Source organism: Parabacteroides hominis (genome assembly GCF_014287585.1).
In the GTDB taxonomy this organism is placed as follows: domain Bacteria; phylum Bacteroidota; class Bacteroidia; order Bacteroidales; family Tannerellaceae; genus Parabacteroides; species Parabacteroides hominis.
This window is the reverse complement of sequence record NZ_JACOOJ010000016.1, coordinates 15,846-36,812: the sequence shown is the minus strand read 5'-3', so window position 1 is coordinate 36,812 and position 20,967 is coordinate 15,846. Positions and strand designations below refer to the sequence as shown.

11 protein-coding genes are annotated in these 20,967 nt (G+C 41.1%); 10 read left to right on the top strand and 1 reads right to left on the bottom strand.

From position 1 onward, the window contains the following. The first annotated feature begins 169 nt into the window (after nucleotides 1–169). The 7 genes from H8S65_RS10395 (at nucleotide 170) to H8S65_RS10365 (ending at nucleotide 13,440) form a co-directional block, all read left to right on the top strand. Entirely contained in the window at nucleotides 170–1,147 is a 978-nt protein-coding gene (locus tag H8S65_RS10395; RefSeq protein WP_186929918.1) for a FecR family protein, read from the top strand. Between the two features lie 292 nt (nucleotides 1,148–1,439). Further along, nucleotides 1,440–4,844, top strand: a complete 3,405-nt coding sequence (locus tag H8S65_RS10390; protein ID WP_186929917.1) for a TonB-dependent receptor — start codon at nucleotides 1,440–1,442, stop codon at nucleotides 4,842–4,844. 12 nt (nucleotides 4,845–4,856) lie between these two features. After that, entirely contained in the window at nucleotides 4,857–6,560 is a 1,704-nt protein-coding gene (locus tag H8S65_RS10385; protein ID WP_186929916.1) for a RagB/SusD family nutrient uptake outer membrane protein, read from the top strand. Nucleotides 6,561–6,650: 90 nt separating this feature from the next. Beyond that, complete coding sequence (locus tag H8S65_RS10380) at nucleotides 6,651–8,045, top strand: FAD-dependent oxidoreductase (protein ID WP_186929915.1); 1,395 nt, start codon at nucleotides 6,651–6,653, stop codon at nucleotides 8,043–8,045. Nucleotides 8,046–8,085: 40 nt separating this feature from the next. Next, nucleotides 8,086–9,993, top strand: a complete 1,908-nt coding sequence (locus H8S65_RS10375; protein ID WP_186929914.1) for an FAD-dependent oxidoreductase — start codon at nucleotides 8,086–8,088, stop codon at nucleotides 9,991–9,993. A gap of 16 nt (nucleotides 9,994–10,009) precedes the next feature. Further along, nucleotides 10,010–11,869, top strand: coding sequence for an FAD-dependent oxidoreductase (locus H8S65_RS10370; protein WP_186929913.1), 1,860 nt, complete (start codon nucleotides 10,010–10,012; stop codon nucleotides 11,867–11,869). Between the two features lie 119 nt (nucleotides 11,870–11,988). Continuing rightward, on the top strand, nucleotides 11,989–13,440 hold the full coding sequence (locus H8S65_RS10365; protein WP_186929912.1) for an alpha/beta hydrolase fold domain-containing protein: 1,452 nt from the start codon (nucleotides 11,989–11,991) through the stop codon (nucleotides 13,438–13,440). Nucleotides 13,441–13,957: 517 nt separating this feature from the next. Here H8S65_RS10365 and H8S65_RS10360 read toward each other — a convergent pair. Continuing rightward, on the bottom strand, nucleotides 13,958–14,545 hold the full coding sequence (locus H8S65_RS10360) for an RNA polymerase sigma-70 factor (protein ID WP_186929911.1): 588 nt from the start codon (nucleotides 14,543–14,545) through the stop codon (nucleotides 13,958–13,960). Nucleotides 14,546–14,687: 142 nt separating this feature from the next. Here H8S65_RS10360 and H8S65_RS10355 point away from each other — a divergent pair, with 142 nt between their 5' ends. From H8S65_RS10355 to H8S65_RS10345, 3 genes are all read left to right on the top strand, one after another. Then, nucleotides 14,688–15,620: a FecR family protein gene (locus H8S65_RS10355; protein WP_186929910.1), complete on the top strand. Its 933-nt coding sequence runs from the start codon at nucleotides 14,688–14,690 to the stop codon at nucleotides 15,618–15,620. Between the two features lie 230 nt (nucleotides 15,621–15,850). Further along, entirely contained in the window at nucleotides 15,851–19,177 is a 3,327-nt protein-coding gene (locus H8S65_RS10350) for a TonB-dependent receptor (protein WP_186929909.1), read from the top strand. 12 nt (nucleotides 19,178–19,189) lie between these two features. Then, on the top strand, nucleotides 19,190–20,890 hold the full coding sequence (locus H8S65_RS10345; protein ID WP_186929908.1) for a RagB/SusD family nutrient uptake outer membrane protein: 1,701 nt from the start codon (nucleotides 19,190–19,192) through the stop codon (nucleotides 20,888–20,890). Nucleotides 20,891–20,967: the final 77 nt, after the last annotated feature.

Here is a 20,967-nt window from a genome sequence, read left to right as displayed (position 1 = left end):
TATTTAGCTAAAAATCAAACCGTTATTCTAAATCCCCTATTTTGGAGGGGATATTGTCATATTTTTTAGGAAATTTGTACGGTTAAGAGCTAAAATAATCTGTTTTTTCCCGGATCGGATAGGGGGAAGGAGCAATTTGTGTGTATTTATATTATGTAAAGCAATTAAAATGGAATACGAAGACAAAAAATATATACTTAAGAAACTAATGCAGGATGCGCTGACCGAAGAAGAGCGCATCGCCTTGCAATCATCCCGCCGGGTGACAAAAGAAATGGAGCGGCAGTGGAACAATGCTCCGGATGCAGTAGGGAGCGACTGCCCGGACGAGCCGTCTATCTGGCGGAATATTTGCAGGGAGGTTTGGTCGCATGGCGAAGGGCAGAAAGTTGTGTTTTATAAGATATATAGTATGGTTGCCTCCATCTTGCTGGTATTGGGTGTGGCCGGAACCGCTTATTTTGCGTTGCAGGACAGGGCGAATGTCCCGATGTATGTCGTAAGTTCCGGTATCCAGAATATGGAATCCGTCTCTTTGCCGGATGGAACGACAGTACAGATGGGTCCGGGCAGCCGCCTGACGTATCCTGCCAGTTTTTCCGGTAAGACGCGTGAGATAACATTGACCGGGCAGGCTTTTTTCGATGTGGCGAAGAATCGTGAGAAACCTTTTATCGTCCATACGGAGGACATGAGCGTGGAGGCATTGGGGACGGCGTTCGAACTGTTCAGCTACGATATGGAAAATAAGATAGAAGCGATTCTTTTGAATGGAAAGATCAAGGTAAGTGTGGCGGATAAGAAAACAAACAAAATGAGAGAATACCTTGTCTCTCCCAACGAAAAGATCTTGATGGACCGGCAATCCGGCAAAATCACTAAACAAATTGTCGATGCCGACAAATATACGGCATGGCGCAAACAAAAGATGCTGAGCTTCGAAAACGAAAAACTATCCATGATCATCCCGCGCCTCGAACAGTGGTATGGCAGAAAGGTGATGTGCCAGAAAGACTTGGCAGACAAATACCGGTTTACTTTTAAGGTGAGGGATGAGTCGCTGGAAAAGATATTGATGTTGATTCAACTGTCTTCTCCATTAAAATATAAAGAGGTGGAAGATGGTAATTACAGCTTGACCCGTTAGTTACAATCTCGAAATAATCTTTTTATAAATTATTTACGATAAGAATAGGGGGAAAAGATTTCTCGTGTGTATTTATATATAGAGAGATTAATTTAGAAATAATAGTACAATATTAAAAGTAGTAATTATTAAAATATGGAGTATGCCTATGAGAAAGGAAATTTGTTAACCTAAAAAAATTGGAAGATGTCGGCAAACACCTTCCAATTAGAGATTTCGACAACATGTTCATCCTTAAATGTTCAAACCACGGAGTGGACATGCTAATATTCATTAAAAACATTACAAAGTTATGAAAAAAAGTAATGAACGGGCACTTTGTGTCCCATTATTAAAAAAAACTAAGCGTATCATGAAACTCACGACTTTATTTTCTATAGGAGTCGCTTGCTGTATATCTGCTTCAACTTACGCACAGGGCTATAAATTATCCATGAATAAGCAGAATAGCAGTATCATTGAGATTTTGAAGGACATTGAGAAGAATAGTGAATTTACATTCTTTTTCAATGACAACAGAGTGAATGTAAATAAGAAGGCAAGTATCAATGTAAAGGATGCGACTTTGGATGAAGTGCTGGCTCAAGTACTGAAAAATACCGGTTACAATTATCAGATTATAGATCGGCAAGTCTTGATAAAGATAGCTCCGTCCTCTGTTTCTTCCGTACCGGGCGTACAACAGAATCAGAAAGCGATCACTGGTGTTATTAAAGATGTAAACGGTGAACCGATTATCGGTGCGAACGTCGTTGAAAAAGGCACGACAAACGGTACCGTTACTGATATCGAAGGGAGGTTCTCCCTTAATGTTGCACCTGGTGCAACATTAGTCGTTTCTTATATAGGATATACTACAAGCGAAATTATTATTGGCAGTAAAACTGATTTGGCGATCAGCCTGAAAGAAGATTCTGAAATGCTGGACGAAGTGGTTGTTGTCGGATATGGAACCATGAAGAAAAAAGACTTGACAGGTGCTGTTGCAGCTGTTAAAGGAGATGATTTGGCAGCCCGCAAAACGACTCAATTGTCCACAGCCTTGCAAGGTGCTGCTTCCGGCGTCACAGTAACACGTAGTGGTGGTGATCCAGGTGCTACTGCCAGTATTAAAGTTCGCGGTGTAACAACTATCGGTGAAACGAGTCCATTGGTTATTGTCGATGGTGTACCGGGCGATATCAACCAAGTAAGTCCGGATGATGTTGAAAGTATGTCTGTATTGAAAGATGCAGCATCAGCTTCTATTTATGGTTCTCGTGCCGCTGCTGGTGTTATTGTGATTACAACAAAACGAGCAAAGCAGGATGATTTATCGCTAAACTATAATTTCGAATATGGTTGGGAAAAACCAACAACTCTTCCCGGATATGTAGGAGTTCAACGCTTTTTGGAAATGACTAATGAACTCCGGTATAATGATAATCCGAGTGGAGGATGGTATCAAACATATACGGAAGATCAAGTGAATAATTGGTTAAAGTATCATGAGGTAGATCCGGATAAATACCCCGTTGAGGACTGGACTGAATTGGTTATGAGTAACTCTGCTCCACGACAAACTCATTCATTAAATATTGCAGGAGGTTCTAAAATTGTACGCACAAAGGCTTCTTTCCGTTATGATAAAACGGATGGATTGTATGTCAATAGAAATTATGAACGTTATATGATCCGTGTTAATAATGACTTTAAGATTAATAATTGGTTAGAAGCTCATTTGGATGTCAACTATTCACGTTCAAGAAATGAAGAACCGCATAAAAATCCTATGGACAAAGAATGGAGATCGATTCCTGGTATCTATGCCGTTCATTGGAGTAATGGAGCATGGGGAGATGTTAAAGATGGCGGAAATATAGTACAGATGCTTCACGATGGAGGAACGAAGACAACTTGGAAAAATCGTTTAGGAGGTAAAGCGGGTGTTGATATTACTCCTATTGAAGGATTGAAAATATCGGGAGTTATTGCTCCTACATACAATTTTGATAAGGTGAAAAGCTTTCGTAAACAATTGCCGTATGTATATGCAGACGATCCTAATAAAGTTCGAGGATATAATAATGGTTTCTTTACGACCTATCTTAGTGAGAATAGGAATGATAGTTATGACGTAACTACGCAATTTTTTGCCAATTATAATAAATCGTTTGAACAGCATGATCTTTCAGCTATGATCGGTTATGAAGATTACTATGCTTTTTGGGAGAATTTGAGTGCATCTCGTGATCAATATGAATTGACAAATTTTCCTTATTTGGATTTAGGTCCTGAAACGTTGAGAGATAATGGTGGCAATGCGGAAGAGTATGCTTATCGTTCTTTCTTTGGACGAGTTACTTATAATTATGCCAATCGTTATTTATTACAGGTGAATTTCCGTCGTGATGGTTCTTCTCGTTTTGCTCCGGATAGCCGTTGGGCGAACTTCCCTTCTTTTTCTGCCGGTTGGGTAATGAGTGAAGAGAAGTTTATGCAAAACTTAAACTGGAATTGGTTGTCATATTTGAAACTAAGAGGTTCTTGGGGTACATTAGGTAATGAACGTATCACACGAATAGATGATAATGATAAACAAAATTATTATCCATATCAATCAGCTTTGAATTTTGGTTCAACATTGTTCTATAATGGAAATGTTGTATCTTCTGTGACAACAGCAGCTCAACAGTATTATGCTGTTCGCAATATTTCTTGGGAAACAACAGAGACTTGGGATATTGGCTTAGATGCTAATTTTTTGAATAGTCGTTTGCGTTTCAATTTTGATTTTTACAAAAAGAAAACAAAGGATATGTTGTTAGCTTTGGAAATTCCAAAATTTATCGGATATGATAATCCATTTGTGAATACCGGTAATATGGAAACTACAGGTTATGATATAGAATTAGGATGGCATGATCAAATTGGTGATTTTAGTTATTCTGTTTCTGCTAACCTTTCTGATTTCGTATCAAAGATGGGTGATTTGGGAGGTACCGAATTTTTGGGAGATCAAGTGAAAATGGAAGGCAGCGAGTTTAATGAATGGTATGGCTATTTGAGTGATGGTCTGTTTTTAACTCAAGAGGATGTGGACAATTCTCCGAAACTGAACAATAATACAATGGTTGGTGATATTAAGTATAAGGATATATCTGGACCAGATGGAGTTCCTGATGGTAAGATTTCATCGGAATATGACCGTGTACTTTTGGGTGGATCTCTTCCTCGTTATTCTTTTGGAGTGAATTTTTCTGCTGCCTATAAGGGCTTTGATTTTTCAATGATGCTTCAAGGTGTAGGAAAACAGAATGTTCGTATTACTCGATATATGGTGGAACCATTGTATTATAACTGGGGTGGCTTCCCTGATTTATTGGATGGTAATGTATGGAGTGTGAATAATACGGATGCAGAAAATGCAAATGTGAAGTATCCACGATTGACGAGAAACAATATTGATTCTAATATGGCGATGTCAGATTTTTGGTTGTTCAATGGTCGCTATCTGCGAATGAAAAATCTGACATTAGGATATACATTGCCTTCTGTTTTGACGAAAAAAATCAGCATGAATTCAGTCCGTTTTTATGTGTCAGCCAATGATTTATTTAGTTTGAGCAAGTTCCCGAAAGGGTGGGATCCAGAGGTTGACGAAAAGGGGTATCCGATTAACATGTCTGTGTTATTAGGTGTATCAGTTAATTTTTAAATGATAAATATTATGAAACGAAATATAATAATCAGTTTGTTTAGTGGAGTTGTCTTGTTATCTGCTTGTCATGACTTGGACTTGAATCCATTGGCTAATGGTTCAACAGAAAACTGGTATTCAAGTGAGAAAGAGATAGAGATGGCGGTAAACGATTTATATCGTGATAGTTTTTGGCCTTTGGATGACGAAGGAGTTGCTTCTACAGATTGGGTTGGTGAATGTGTGTATAGAGAGAATATGACCCCTTTTATGAGTGCAACCTTAAATGGGCAAGATGCTCGTGTCAAAAATTTGTGGTCAAATCAATATAAAGTGATTGCTCGTGCCAATAGTGTGATTTTGAAATATCAACGTGCTTTAGATAATGGCGCATCAGAGAGTATTATCAATAGATTGGTAGCAGAGGCTCATTTTCATCGCGCTTGTGCTTATTCAAAATTGGCTTCAAAGTTTGGAGCTGTACCTTTGGTCGAAGATGAAATCGATATAGATAAGGGTTTAGGCATGGGCCGTACTGAGTTGACACAGGTGAAACAATTTGTTTATGATGAATTTGATAAAGCTTCAGAGGTTTTACCAACTTCTTATTCAGGGGAAATTCGTGCAACAAAAGGAGCTGCTTTGGCTTTTAAGGCTCGTTTTGCTTTGTATATGGGAGATTGGGAAATAGCAGCAACGGCAGCTAAAGCCGTGATAGATTTAGGAATTTATGAACTGCATGAAAATTATGGAGATCTATTTTTGCCGTTGACTGCTAATTCAAAAGAATCAATCTTTCTGATTCCTCGATCTATTGAGTTTGGTGTAAAAATAAACATTCGTGGGCCATTGCCTCGTAATCATGGTGGATGGGGAACGCCAACACCTACATGGGATCTATTTGCATCGTATGTTTGTACAGATGGGCTACCAATTGATGTATCTCCATTGTTTGATCCGCATGACCCGTTTAAAAATCGCGATCCTCGTTGTAGTATGTCGATTGTTCCTTTTGGAGAAAATTTTATGGGAATAGAATATAATCCTCATCCGGAAGCATTGCAAGTGATGGACTATAAATCGGGAAAGATGATTACAAATAACGACACACGTGCTAATGCTCAGTATGCTTCTTATAATGGTTTAGTTCGTAAAAAAGGTATAGATGAAAATTGTTTGGATAATTCTTATGATATTGCTCCTGACAAAATTATGATTCGTTATGCAGATGTTCTTTTAATGTATGCAGAAGCAAAAATAGAATTGAATCAGATCGATCAATCAGTATTGGATGCTATGAACGAAGTTCGTGCAAGAGCTTATGGGGTTGACAAATCAGCAGTAGATCAGTATCCGGCTTTTACGTCAACCGATCAATCTGTGTTGAGAAAGCAATTGCGTGTAGAAAGACGTATGGAATTGGCTATGGAAGGAGTTTCCTATATGGATTTGATTCGTTGGAAATTGATGGGCAAGGTGATGAGTAAGAAATTCTATATGATGCTGTATCCATCATCGTTGTTGATAGAAAAAGTTGTAAATACAGGTGACTGGTTTTGGCCTTTTGCTCCGGAGATTGATGAAGACGGTTTAGCCGATTTCTCAAAAATTGAAGCGGCAGGAAAAGCGGCTGTAATTGCAGAACGAAAATGGGATGAACGTCAATATTTGTGGCCAATTCCTGCAACAGAAATGTTGATTAATAAAAATATGAAGCAAAATCCGGGCTATTAAAATATAATCAGATATATTTTGAAAGGCATTTTATGGATCCGAAAAGAAAAATAAAATGCCTTTCTTTTTCCAATAAAAATGGCAATCATTATGACTAACAGAAGAAACTTTGTTAAACAAGCCGGTGCGGTGATAGCGATGGCTACTATGCCGGGGGTGATACAGTCGGTTTCAGAGAAACGGGAAAAGAGTCTGACATTGAAACGTCCTAAAATAAAAGTGGACGATCAATGGGATGTAATCATAGTCGGAGGCGGTCCGGCCGGATGTACGGCCGCTATTGCTGCGGCTCGTGAAGGAGCAAAAACTTTGTTGATAGAAGCGATGGGGCAATTGGGAGGAATGGGAACAGCCGGAATGGTTCCTGCTTGGTGTCCGTTTTCCGATGGTGAAAATATTATATATAAGGGACTTGCAGAGAAGATTTTTAGAGAATCAAAGAAGGGGGTGCCTCATGAACCTGAAAATAAATTGGATTGGGTGAGTATCAATCCTGAATATCTGATGTCCATTTATGATCGGATGGTAACGGAATCCGGGGCTAAAGTATTGTTTTTTTCTCGTTTGGCTGCGGTCGAGATGTCGTCGGATGATACTATTGATGCGATTATAGTATCGAACAAGGCTGGTTTGGTTGCTTTTAAAGGTAAAGTATATATAGATGCGACAGGAGATGGTGATCTGGCAGCCTGGTCAGGAGCTTCTTTCAAGCGTGGATATGATGAGAAAGGTTCAGTACAGATGTCCAGTTTATGCTTTTCTTTTGCAAACATCGATTCCTATGATTATATAAATGGGCCGACACTTTATGTTTGGAAGGATGAAAGTACACCGCTCTATAAAGCGGTCCGGTCGGGAAAATATCCTTTGGTAGATACTCATTTCTGTAATAACCTGGTCGGCCCGGATGTCATTCAGTGTAATGCGGGGCATATGACGGTCGACACGACAGACCCGTGGGCGATCTCTGAAGCAATGATTTTGGGACGGCAGAAAGCCGTTCAGTATCTGGAAGCCATGAAAGATGTCCGGCCGTCTACCTTTTCCAATGCTTTTGTAGTGAAAACGGCCTCACTGCTTGGAGTCAGGGACAGCCGACGTATAGAGGGCGATTATATCTTTACGGTTGAAGATTGGAGACAGCGGAAATCATTTGAAGATGAGATTGGCCGTAATTGCTATTATATAGATGTCCATAGCGGAAAACATAAACCTGAGCATTATAAAAAAGGGGAATCTCATGGCATTCCATATCGTTGTCTGACTCCTAAGGGAATTAAGAATCTGTTGACGGCTGGCCGTTGTATATCGACAGATGAACAAGCTTTTGGCAGTACCCGTGTGATGCCTTGTTGTTTAGTGACGGGAGAAGCGGCAGGAATGGCTGCCACGCACGCGATCGAGCAAACAAAGAACGATGTTCATAAGATTGATACTTCTTATTTGAGGAAGAGATTGAAAGAGGAAGGACAACTGATTTTGTAACATAGGTGTGTTTTTTCATAATTTATAAATATTGATTTTTATGAAACAATGGTGGTTTATTATATTACTGATCATATCTTTTCCTCTGAAAGCGGATAACATATTTGTAGAAGCGGAAAGTTTTGATTACAGAGGAGGATGGGTTTTGGATAATCAGTCTATGGGACAAATGGGATCTCCTTATTTGTTGGCGCATGGATTAGGGGTTCCGGTTGAAAATGCTTCGACTGTGATCCGGGTTGAAAATGGTGGAAAATACCGTGTTTGGGTTAGGACCAGGGATTGGGTGAAGCAATGGGGGCAAACGGGTTCTCCCGGACGTTTCGAGTTATTGCTGAATGGAAAAGCGTTGGAGGTGACGTTTGGAACAGAGAGAGCGGAATGGCATTGGCAGGATGGTGGAACAATTAGGTTGAAAGCTGGTGAGAACCGGATTGAGTTACGGGATCTGACGGGTTTCGATGGTCGGTGCGATGCTATTTTCTTTACTTCGGCATTGGAGATGCTTCCTCCTGACGGAAAAGAAGAGTTGGCTGTTTTTCGCCGGAATATGTTGGGGCTACCTGCAAATCCGGAAGATGCAGGAGAGTTTGATTTGGTTGTTGTCGGCGGAGGTATTGCAGGATGTTGTGCAGCTGTCAGTGCGGCCCGTCTTGGATGTAAAGTCGCTTTGATTCAGAATCGTCCGGTTTTGGGAGGAAATAATAGTTCCGAGGTTCGTGTTGGGCTTTCCGGGCTGATAGCTCAGCAACCTTATCCGAATTTGGGAAATCTTGTGGATGAACTTGGTCCTGTCGGGCATTGGAATAATTGGGAAGCAAAACGGGATTCTTCGTCAGTCAGGAGCCGGCAGATTATGAAAATATTACGTCGGTATCCGGAAAAGAAAATTCATAATGCAGGACCTGCTTCTAATTATGAGGATGAAAAGAAACTTGCATTGTTACAGAATCAGGAAAATTTGAATTTATTTCTAAATACACAGGTGGTTGATGTTAAAAAAAATGGAAATAAGATTGTTTCTGTCATCGGGAAAAATATAATATCGGGAAAAGAGTATATATTTAAAGCTCAATTATTTTCTGATTGTACCGGAGATGGAGAAGTCGGTTTTCTTGCCGGAGCGGATTATCGTGTTGGAAGGGAAAGTAAAGAGGAAACAGGTGAACCCAGAGCCCCTTTAACACCAGACTCATTAGTCATGGGAACTTCCGTGCAATGGTATGCTGAAGATACCCGTGATATTTCTGTTTTTCCGGATTGTCCCTGGGCTATCCGGTTTGATGAGAAAACTTGTATTCCTATAACCCGTGGAGACTGGGATTGGGAAGCCGGATTGAACAATGATCAGATAACTGAAATAGAATATATCCGGGATCATGCTCTTCGTGCGGTTTACGGTAATTGGGATTTTTTGAAGAATAAGAGTGAAAAGAAGGAGCAATTTGCCAAGAAAGAGTTGGCGTGGGTTGCTTATATAGGAGGAAAGCGTGAATCTCGTCGTCTGATGGGTGATTTTGTTTTACGGGAACAAGACATATTGAATGATATTCAGTATGAAGATGCGACATTCACTACGACTTGGGGAGTCGATCTCCATTATCCCAAACCGATACCGGGGATGAAAGAGGAACCATTTCTTTCTTATTGCGATGTACAGGATATAAAGCCGTATGCAGTTCCATATCGCTGTCTGTATTCCCGGAATATCGGGAACTTGTTCATGGCAGGCAGGGATATAAGTGTGACTCATGTAGCATTGGGTACTGTGCGGGTTATGAGAACTGGTGGTATGATGGGAGAAGTGGTAGGAATGGCTACCTTTTTATGCAAGAAATATCGTACGGACCCCAGAGGCGTGTATGAGAAATATTTATCGGATTTGAAAACTTTGATGAAGCAGGGTGTTGGCAAATCAGGTTTTCCGGAAGCTGGAAGTATTGACTAATGTAAATATATTTATCATGAAAACGTTTATAACATTATTACTATTATTGAGTTTAGGAACTGTCCGAGCGGCAGACCTTTTTGTCGAAGCTGAAAGTTTTAGTAACAAAGGAGGTTGGAAGGTGGACCAGCAGTTTATGGATTTGATGGGATCTCCTTACCTTTTGGCGCATGGGATGGGTGTACCCGTCGATGATGCCTATACCGAGGTGACTTTTCCTGAAAAAGGAGAATATTATGTATATGTTCGTACCTATAATTGGACATCTCCGTGGAAAAAAGGCGAGGGACCCGGAAAATTCAGTCTGTCAGTCGGAGGAAAGAAGATGACCTCCCCGTTGGGAGCGGAAGGTTCTTCCTGGATGTGGCAGATAGCCGGAAAGGTGTCGGTCAAGAATCCGAAAACCGTGATAAAACTACATGACTTGACCGGTTTTGACGGTCGTTGTGATGCGATCTATTTTACAACGGAAGAAGGGAAGATGCCTCCAACGGGACTGAAGGAGTTGGAAGTTTTTCGCCGTAAAGCCCTGGGATTGCCGGATGAAGCCCCGCTTGCCGGAGAGTATGACCTGGTTGTAGTCGGAGCCGGTATAGCAGGAATGAGTGCGGCCGTATCTGCCTCCCGCCTGGGTTGTAAGGTCGCTCTGATCAATGACCGCCCTGTGGTAGGTGGAAATAACAGTTCGGAGATACGTGTTCATTTAGGAGGTCGTATCGAAGAAGGGACTTATAAGGAACTTGGCGGTTTGCAGAAAGAATTTGGTCCGGAAAAGGGTGGAAATGCGCAACCTGCAGAATATTATGAAGACCAGAAGAAGATGGATTGGCTGGCAGGTGAAAAGAATGTGACCCTTTTCCTGAACTATCGGGCAATAGGAGTGACAAAGGAAGCCGATAAAATCAGTTCGGTCAAAGTCAAACACATCGAAAGCGGCAAAGAGCTTGAATTTAAAGCACCTCTTTTCTCAGATTGCACGGGAGACGGTACAATCGGTTATTTGTCCGGTGCAGATTATCGTATGGGGCGTGAAGGCCGGGATGAATATGGTGAAAGCATAGCCCCAGAGAAAGCGGATAAGATGACGATGGGTTCTTCCGTCCAGTGGTACTCGGTCGATAATAAGAAATCGAGTCCTTTTCCAGAGTTCAGCTATGGAGTGGAGTTCAACGAAAAGAATTGTGAAAAGGTGATGATGGGAGAGTGGACCTGGGAGACAGGTATGAACTTCGACCAGATCAAAGACTTCGAACGCATCCGTGATTATGGAATGCTGGTCGTCTATTCAAACTGGAGTTATCTGAAAAACCGAATGAAGGAAAACGACCAGTATAAGAACCGTAAATTAGGTTGGGTGGCTTATGTAGCCGGCAAGCGTGAATCGCGTCGTCTGATGGGTGATTATATCCTAAAGGAAGACGATATCACGAAGAATGTAGCGCATGAGGATGCCTCTTTCGCCACTACGTGGAGTATCGATTTGCATTGGCAGGACCCCAAAAACAGTGAACATTTCCCTGGTAATGAGTTCAAAGCAGTAACGAAGCATATCCTGATCCATCCGTATGCCGTTCCGTATCGTTGTCTGTATTCGCGCAATGTAGAGAATCTGTTTATGGCCGGCCGTAATATCAGTGTAACTCATGTGGCATTGGGAACAGTCCGTGTGATGCGTACGACAGGAATGATGGGAGAGGTAGTAGGTATGGCCGCTTCTTTGTGCAAGAAATATGGTGTGACGCCTCGTGGTGTTTACCGTTCTCATCTGGATGATTTGAAGACATTGATGAAGGAAGGAGTGAACAAGAAAGGACTGCCGAATAACCAGCGTTATAACGAAGGTGGTATATTGAAAGACAAACCGGTTGTCCAATAATCAGGAAAGTATGGGTGTGTGTCAAAATGTACTTGTCCCCACGTCAAGCGCGGGGACAAGTACATTTTGACATCCCTCTTTTTAATATATGCCCATAAAATATTGCAAGTCTAAAAAACATGAAACGTAAAGCTCTTTATTTATATCTGTTATTATTTTTTTTATTGTGCTGTTCCGTCACTGCCACCGGACAGGAGAAAAAACAGGAACGGTTTACCCTGATGGGCTTAGGTGATTCCATTACGGAAGGAGCGGATTTCTTCACTTGCTATTTATATCCGCTTTGGGAGAAATTGTTTACCGCAGGGTATCAGTTTGATTTTATCGGTCCCCGTGAGAGCAAATGCCGGATCGGGACGCTTAATCATTGTGGTTTCAGCGGCAAGAATGTGGAGTTTTTAGAGTCTAAGATAGACAGCATCTACCGGCTTTATCCGGCTGATATCGTACTGCTTCATGCCGGTCACAACCATTTTGTGGAAGAGAAACCTGTTCCCGGAATGATTGCTTCTTACAAATCTATTATCAACAAAATACAGGCGATCAACCCGAATGTTCGTATTTTGATTGCCCAGGTAATACCAAGCGGCAAACTGCCTAAATACTCGTATATACCGGAATTGAACGAGAAGATAGTGGAAATGGTTGCCGGATTAAACTCCGGACAAGTCTTTTTGGTAAATCAGGCTCAGGGCTTTAATTGGCAAGAATATACGGTACACGATAAAGTACATCCGAATAAAGCAGGTGCGGAGAAGATGGCGACTGTCTGGTTCGAAGCTCTGAAGAAAGTACTGGCTTCATCGGAAGCTGTGTTCTCTCCTGAAATCGTCCGGTATAAAACATTAGAGAATGGGGATTCCTTGGCACTTCATATCTTCAAGCCCCGGAATATGCAGACTGGGGAAAAAAGACCGGCTATTGTATACTTTTTCGGAGGAGGTTGGAAATTAGGTACTCCGATTCAGTTTTATCGTGAATGTGCTTATTATGCTTCGAAAGGAATGGTGGCCGTATCGGTTGATTACCGGATAGAATATCTGCATCATTCTACTCCGTTCGATAGTTTCGAGGATGCCAAAGATGCGATATGCTGGTTGCGTAGCCATGCTTCGAACTATCAGCTTGATCCGGATAAGATTGCCGTAGCCGGTGGTTCTGCCGGAGGTCATCTGGCTGCTGCACTCGGAACGATCGGGAGTGATGAGGTTGCTCCGGCTGGCTACAGGCCGAACCTCTCCGTGTTATATTATCCGGTTATAGATATGGTTTCGCGAGGTTATGGTTTTCCGGAAATCAAAAGGGACTTTGAACAAATCTCGCCGCTCCATCATGTGTCGAAAGCTACTCCCTCTACTCTGATATTGCTTGGTACGAAAGATCCTATCGTATCGGTCGAAACGATCGAAGCCTATCAGGATAAACTTTTGCAGAAGGGTGTGGATTGCGAACTCCATCTCTTTGAAGGTGCCGGGCATCCGATCTTTTTATACAGAAAGCCGCTTACGGAAGATTATTATAAAGTCCGGAAGTTGACGGATGTTTTTTTGAAAAGACAGGGATTTCTGTAGTTTTTCTTGATTTGGATATCCATTTATTCGGAGGTTATTGTATAATATTGTTTATTTGACAATATTACACATCCTTTATAAATAGCACTGAAATCCCGCTTTTAAGCCTGAAAAAGTGGTTCGCCGGTATGAGGTGCGCAATTTATTGTGACGACGACCGTCTTTATCTCCATGGCGACCGTCTTCATTCCGTATGAAGATGGACTTCGTCGCGATGAAGACGGTCTTTGTCGTAACGAAGACGGTCGTCGTCACGATAAAGCCCCGAAATCCGTTTTAGATATTCGGATCCGTCCCCTGATTTTTTTGCTACAGGCCGTTCTCCGACAGTTTAGGTTTTCCGGAATGTCGGTTTTTATCTTTTTTACTTGTCGGAAAAACTGCCTGTATCCATTACCTGCCGACTCCGTATTTTCGATTGTCAGCAAAACTGGATTAGCAGCGTAAAAATGTCAAACCAAAATAATCGGCATTTTAGATCGAAATAGAAAAAGTTCCAAATAGGGGTTATTGTAAATTATGAGATACAGTTAAAAAATAACAGGAACGGAAGATAATCTTTCAATTCTTTTTTCAGGATGTCAAGTGCTTTGTTCCGGTAGCGCTCTACTGTACGAACGGATACTCCCATTATCTCAGCTATTTCGTCCATGCTTTTTTGTTCCATCCGGCTCATTTCGAAAGCCATTCTATATTCCGGAGGCAGTTTAGCCAAAGTTCGTTCTAATAATGTTTCCAGTTCGTTTAACATATACAGGTCTTCTTCCCCGTTTGAATAGATCGGGGGATTATCAATGATCTTTTTTTGATAGTCCTGTATGTAGCCTTGTTTTCTCAGATAGTTCAGGCTTAAGTTTTTTACACAAGTGACCAGATAGTTCCTTGCGGAAATATTAGTTGCTATAGACTTTCTCTTCTCCCAAATATTGAAAAAAACATCTTGTACAATATCTTCCCGTACATCCCGGTCCTCTATGTAGCGTTTGGCAAACAGACAAAGAGCAGCATAATAGTGTTCAAACAAAGAACGATATGCGGCTTCGTCATCATTTACGGAAATACTCCATAGGAGATGATCAATATCGGGAATGTTAGTGTCTTTCATGTTAAATTAGAAGTATTCTATATCTTCTGATGTTGGCAAAAGTAGCGAAATATAAGAAATGTAAAAATATTTTTAGAGAAAAAGATAAAAAGTGTGTCGGGTTTGTCACTCCTGTGTGTCTATTAATAAAAGAGGAAATAAAATGACAGAACATACAGATGATATAAAAAAAACGATTCGTATAGCTAAGGCGATAGAGAATGATATTTGTGAATATAAATCTTTCGATGTGCAGGCGGCATATCAGAAAAACAGAAAGAGATTGGATGCGGAACGGAAAAAGCATTCCTTTATCTTCTACATATCACGGATTGCAGCCATTTTGTTGTTACCCTTAATTATCTCGACTGGTGTATTATCTTATTTATATACTCAGCAGTTAAGACAAGTCGAAACTGTTTCCTATCTGGAAGCATTATCAGCTCCGGGGATTGTCACCCGGGTCTTGTTGCCCGATAGTTCAAAAGTTTGGTTGAATGCCGGAAGCTCTCTTCAGTATCCTTCCCGTTTTACGGATAAGGAAAGAAATGTCCGACTGAGTGGCGAGGGATATTTTGAAGTGCAGTCGGATAAGGAACATCCTTTTTATGTCACATTGGATAATGGAATAAAGGTCAAGGCGCATGGAACTAAATTTAATATAAATGCCTATAAAGAGGACCGGGTTATAGAAACGACATTGGAGACCGGGTTAGTGGATATTATGTCCGGTTCCCGTACAATACTGCTAAAACCGAATGAACAGGTCTGTTATAATAAGGAAGATGGGCATTTTACTACCAGTACTGTCAATATTGAAGAGAAAACAGCTTGGAAAGAAGGTAAATTGGTTTTTCGTAATGCGACGCTTGAAGAAGTCGTGAAAAAACTGTCCAAAAGATATAACATCGATATCGTGTTGCATCGGGAAAGTCATAAGGACTATAAGTTCAGAGCTACTTTTTCGTCGGAGAATATCACACAAATATTGGATTATCTGCGTATGGCAGCACCGATAAGCTGGTCTTTCGCCGATCTGAAACAACAACAAGATTATACTTATCCGCGCCAACGGATAGATGTTTGGTTGAAATAGGAATATGTCGAATTTTTAAAGAAAGGAGAAATAATTATGATATAGAGCTTAAATCGAGATTAAGAAAAACAAGGCAAGCATAAGCGCCAACTTATACTTGCCTTAAAGAAATAATAATTAAGTACGACGCCAATCGTACAAAAGTTTTTAAATCCAAATACAAAGTTATGAATTTTTCAAGATCAGTAAGGGGAAATACCCCATATTATTTACTTAAATTGATGCATATTATGAGAGCAAGTTTGCTTTTACTATTTATTGTGATTGCTCAGCTACATGCCGGAAATTTGTATTCGCAAAGTACAGTCATTAATTTATCGCTCCGAAATGTGACGGTCGAGCAAGTCTTGGATCAGATTGAGAGAGATACGGAATTTTCATTTTTATTTACAGACAAATCTGTCGACACGGATAGGAAAGTCAATATGAATGTTCGTTCGAAAAGTATTAACGAGACACTAAATGTTTTGTTTGATGGGACGGATGTAAGCTATCGCATTGTAGACCGTCAAGTTATTTTATCAAAGAAAAAGTTCGATACTGACGGTATAAACCAGTCTAAACAGTTAACCGGCGTGATAAAAGATGCCAATGGAGAACCTGTGATTGGTGCTAATGTTGTGGAAAAAGGCACGACTAATGGTACGATATCTGATGTCGATGGAAAGTTCTCGCTTAATGTAGCACCGGGTGCTACATTAGTGATAACCTATATAGGTTATGTTTCGCAGGAAATCAAGGTTGATAATCGCAACTCTTTTGCTGTTGTCCTGAAAGAGGATTCGGAAATGCTGGATGAAGTTGTTGTTGTCGGTTATGGAACCATGAAGAAAAAAGATCTGACCGGAGCGGTTGCCGCGGTCAAAGGCGATGCTTTGGCTTCCCGTAAGACAACCCAGTTATCAACGGCATTGCAAGGAGCTGTTGCCGGAGTGACGGTGACTCGTGACAATAGTGCTCCCGGTGCAGCAGCCGGTAGTATCAAAGTGCGTGGTGTCACCACCATCGGCGACACGAGCCCATTGGTCATTATAGATGGCGTACCGGGAAGTATCAATGATGTGAATCCGAATGATGTGGAAAGTATGTCGGTTTTGAAAGATGCCGCTTCTGCATCCATATATGGTTCACGTGCTGCTGCGGGTGTTATTTTGATTACGACAAAGCGTGCAAAAGAAAAAGATCTTTCGATTAATTATAATTTCGAATATGGCTTGGAAATTCCGACCAAACAGCCGAAATATGTAGGTATTAAGCGTTTCTTGGAAACGACCAACGAGCTGCGTTACAATGATAATAAATCAGGGGGATGGAATCAGGCCTATTCTGAAGATGATGTCAATAATTGGGAGAGATATAATCAGACAGATCCGGACAAATATCCGATGACGGATTGGGGTGGTCTGATTTTAAAGGGATCTGCTCCCCGGCAGACACATACGGTTAGTGTGGCAGGTGGTTCGAAAGCCGTTAAGTCGAATGCTTCATTTGTATACGACAAAGTCGATGGTTTGTATGCAGATCGTTTCTATGAACGGTTTATGATCCGTGCAAATAATGATTTTACGGTGAATAAGTATTTAGGGGCAACTTTGGACTTCAATTATAAGCGAACGAAAAATCATCAGCCCTATTATTCTCCTTTCCATAATATGCGTTTGGCTCCGATGATCTATCCGGCTGTTTGGGCAAACGGAGAATATGCCAGTGGTAAAAACGGTAATAATCCTTATGCGCTTGTGAACTCAGGCGGTTCTAAAGACGAATGGTATAATAAGGTGGGAGGACGTGCTGCTATAAACATTACCCCTCTTGACGGATTGAAGATTTCCGGAGTGATCGCCCCTAACTATACATTTACAAAAAACAAGGATTTTCGTGAAGCTGTTCCTTATTCTTTGGAAGATGATCCGAACACGATCGGTGGTTATATGGAAGGGTATAATACGACAAAGTTATCTGAAAAAAGAAATGATAGCTACGATGTGACGATCCAAGGGATTGCCAACTATATGAAAACATTCGGCAAACATGATTTGAATGTGATGGCCGGTTATGAAACGTATCGTTATTTTGGTGAAAACTTAGGAGCTTCCCGCGATCAGTATGAACTTAATAATTTCCCTTATTTGGATATCGGTCCTTTGGAGCTTCGGGATAATAGCGGCAGTGCCGTGCAGTTGGCTTATCAATCTTGGTTTGGCCGTGTCGCTTATAATTTTGATAATCGATACCTGTTGCAGGCGAATGTGCGTTATGACGGATCCTCTCGTTTTCATTCGGATTATCGTTGGGGAGTTTTCCCTTCTTTCTCTGCCGGTTGGGTAATGAGTGAAGAAGCTTTTATGAAAAATACGGATATAGACTGGTTGTCCTTCTTGAAATTGAGAGCTTCTTATGGTACGTTGGGAAATGAGAGAATTACGGATAGTGACGGTTATGCGTTGTATTATCCATATCAGGCATTTATTAATTTCAGTGATGTTTTGTTTTATCAAAATGGAACGATAGTACCTGAACTATCAGCTGCACAGTGGGCCTACGCGGTAGAAAATATTTCTTGGGAAACGACAAGCTCTGTCGATATCGGTCTGGATGCTACATTCTTTAATAATCGTCTGCGTTTTACAGCCGATTATTATAATAAGCAGACTAAGGATATGTTGTTGGCTTTGGAAATTCCGGATTATGTCGGATTTGACAATCCTCAGCGGAATACCGGTAAAATGTATACCAATGGATATGACCTTGAACTTGCCTGGAACGACCAGATCGGTGATTTGACGTATGGCATTTCTGCCAATTTCTCTGATTTCGTTTCTAAAATGGGCGATTTGGGCGGAACGGAATTTTTAGGAGACCAGGTGAAAATGAAAGATAGTGAGTTCAATGAGTGGTATGGTTATCTGAGTGACGGCCTGATGTTGACGGAAGAAGATTTGAATGGTCCTAAATTAAATAATAACGTGCAACTCGGTGATGTGAAGTATAAAGATATTTCCGGACCTGACGGTGTACCTGATGGTAAGATCTCACCGGAATATGACCGTGTCCTGTTGGGAGGTTCCCTGCCGAGGTTCCAATATGGAGGAGCATTGAATTTAGGTTACAAGGGCTTTGACTTCTCTTTGGCTTTCCAGGGTGTAGGTCGGCAGAACGCACGTTTGTCAACTGTAATGGTACAGCCGTTACGGGAAAACTGGGGAAACACGCCTGCTATTATAGATGGTAACTATTGGAGTGAAAAGAATACGGAAGCCCAGAATGCACAGGCTTTTTATCCCCGTTTGACGTATGCTAATGCAAGCAATAACTATGCAATGTCGGACTATTGGATGTTTAAAGGCCGTTATTTCCGTTTGAAGAATCTTACATTCGGATATACATTGCCGGTTGTATGGACTGAAAAGGTGACGATTAAACAGGCGCGTATTTATATTGCAGCCAATGACCTGTTCTGCATCAGTAAATATCCGAGCGGTTGGGACCCGGAAATGGGAAGTTCTTCTTATCCGATCACAACGTCTTTGTTGTTTGGTTTATCTGTTAAATTTTAAAAGAGTGAAAAGATGAAACGTACATTAATAATAGTATTGGGATGCTGCATAGGGTTGAGTTCATGTTATGAGTTGGATTTGAATCCATTATCACAGGCATCCAGTGAAAACTGGTACTCCAGTGAAACGGAAATAGAAATGTCTGTCAAGGATTTTTATCGGGATGACTTTTGGCCTTTGGATAATGAAGACAAGACTGATAACTTTATTTACAGAGAAACTCCGTCTGAAATAATAAAAGGAACCTTTAACGGGCAAAGCGAGGATGTGACAAAATTGTGGGCCAACCAGTACAAATCCATAGCTCGGGCAAATACGATCCTGGCGAATATGGATAAGGCAGCAAGCATGGGAATCTCGGAAGCCAAACTGAAGCAGTATGAAGGCGAAGCTTTTTTTCAGAGGGCTTCCTGCTATGCGAGATTAGTCACTTATTTCGGAGATGTTATTTATGTGGCAGAGGTCGTTGATATAGAAGAAGCATTTACGCTCGGACGAACTCCGAAATCAGAAATCGTACCGAAGATATATGAAGATTATGATAAAGCGATAGAAAATTTGCCTGAACAATATTCAGGCCTGTCTTCACAGCGTGCCACAAAAGGGGCGGCTTTAGCTTTGAAAGCTCGTTTTGCTTTGTATATGGGAGATTGGGATATTGTCGCAGATGCAACTAAAAAGTGTATGGATTTAGGTCTTTATAAATTACATAAAGACTATTCGGACCTTTTCCTGAGTACGACAAAGAACTCGGAAGAATCGATTTTCCTTTTGCCTCGTTCCATAGAATATAAAGTTACGTTAGGAAACTGGACGGTTATGAATGAAGTTTCAAGAAACCCCGGCGGTTGGGGTGCATTTGCTCCTTCTTGGGATTTACTTGCCGCCTATACCTGTACCGATGGCCTGCCAATCGATGAATCTCCTTTGTTTGATCCGCATGATCCGTTTAAAAACCGTGATCCGCGTTGTACGGCTACCATAGTCGAGTTTGGAACCCGGCATCTTGGCTTTGAATATAATCCGCATCCGGATGCCGTACAAGTAATGAATTACAACACAGGAAAGATGCAGAAAAACAATGATACCCGTGTCAATGCCCAATTTGCCTCTTTTAACGGATTGTTGTGGAAAAAGGGGATTGATGAAACGTGGCTGGAAAATGGCAAGGATGTGGATCCGGATAAAATTATTATCCGTTATGCAGATGTCCTGTTGATGTATGCCGAGGCAAAAATAGAATTGGGGCAGATCGACCAGTCTGTTTTAGATGCAATCAATCAAGTTCGTGCAAGAGCCTATGGTGTGGATTATACGAATACGGCTGCTTATCCGGCAGTGACAACTACCGACCCGCAAAAATTGCGTACTATCTTGCGTACCGAACGGCGGGTTGAATTTGCCAAAGAAGGATTACGCTATATGGATTTGGTCAGATGGAAATTGGCAAGCAAGGCTTTGACACGTCCGAACTATGGTATGTTATATCCGGTTGATTTGTTAAGAGAAAAGGTGATAGATAAAGGCTTATGGTTCTGGCCCGGTATTCCAGAAATAGACGAAGACGGTATTTCCGATTTTTCTGCGATGGAAAAGGCCGGATTGATTGCTCCTATGTCACAGCGTATGTGGAACGACCGGCAGTATTTATGGCCGATTCCGACCAAAGAAGTTTTGATTAACGAAAATCTGGAACAGAATCCCGGATATTAGTAGGTTGTATATACATAATTATTAAGGCTCCTTTTAATCTTTGTTTAAATTGAAAAGAGTAAGAAGGAGCCTTTATT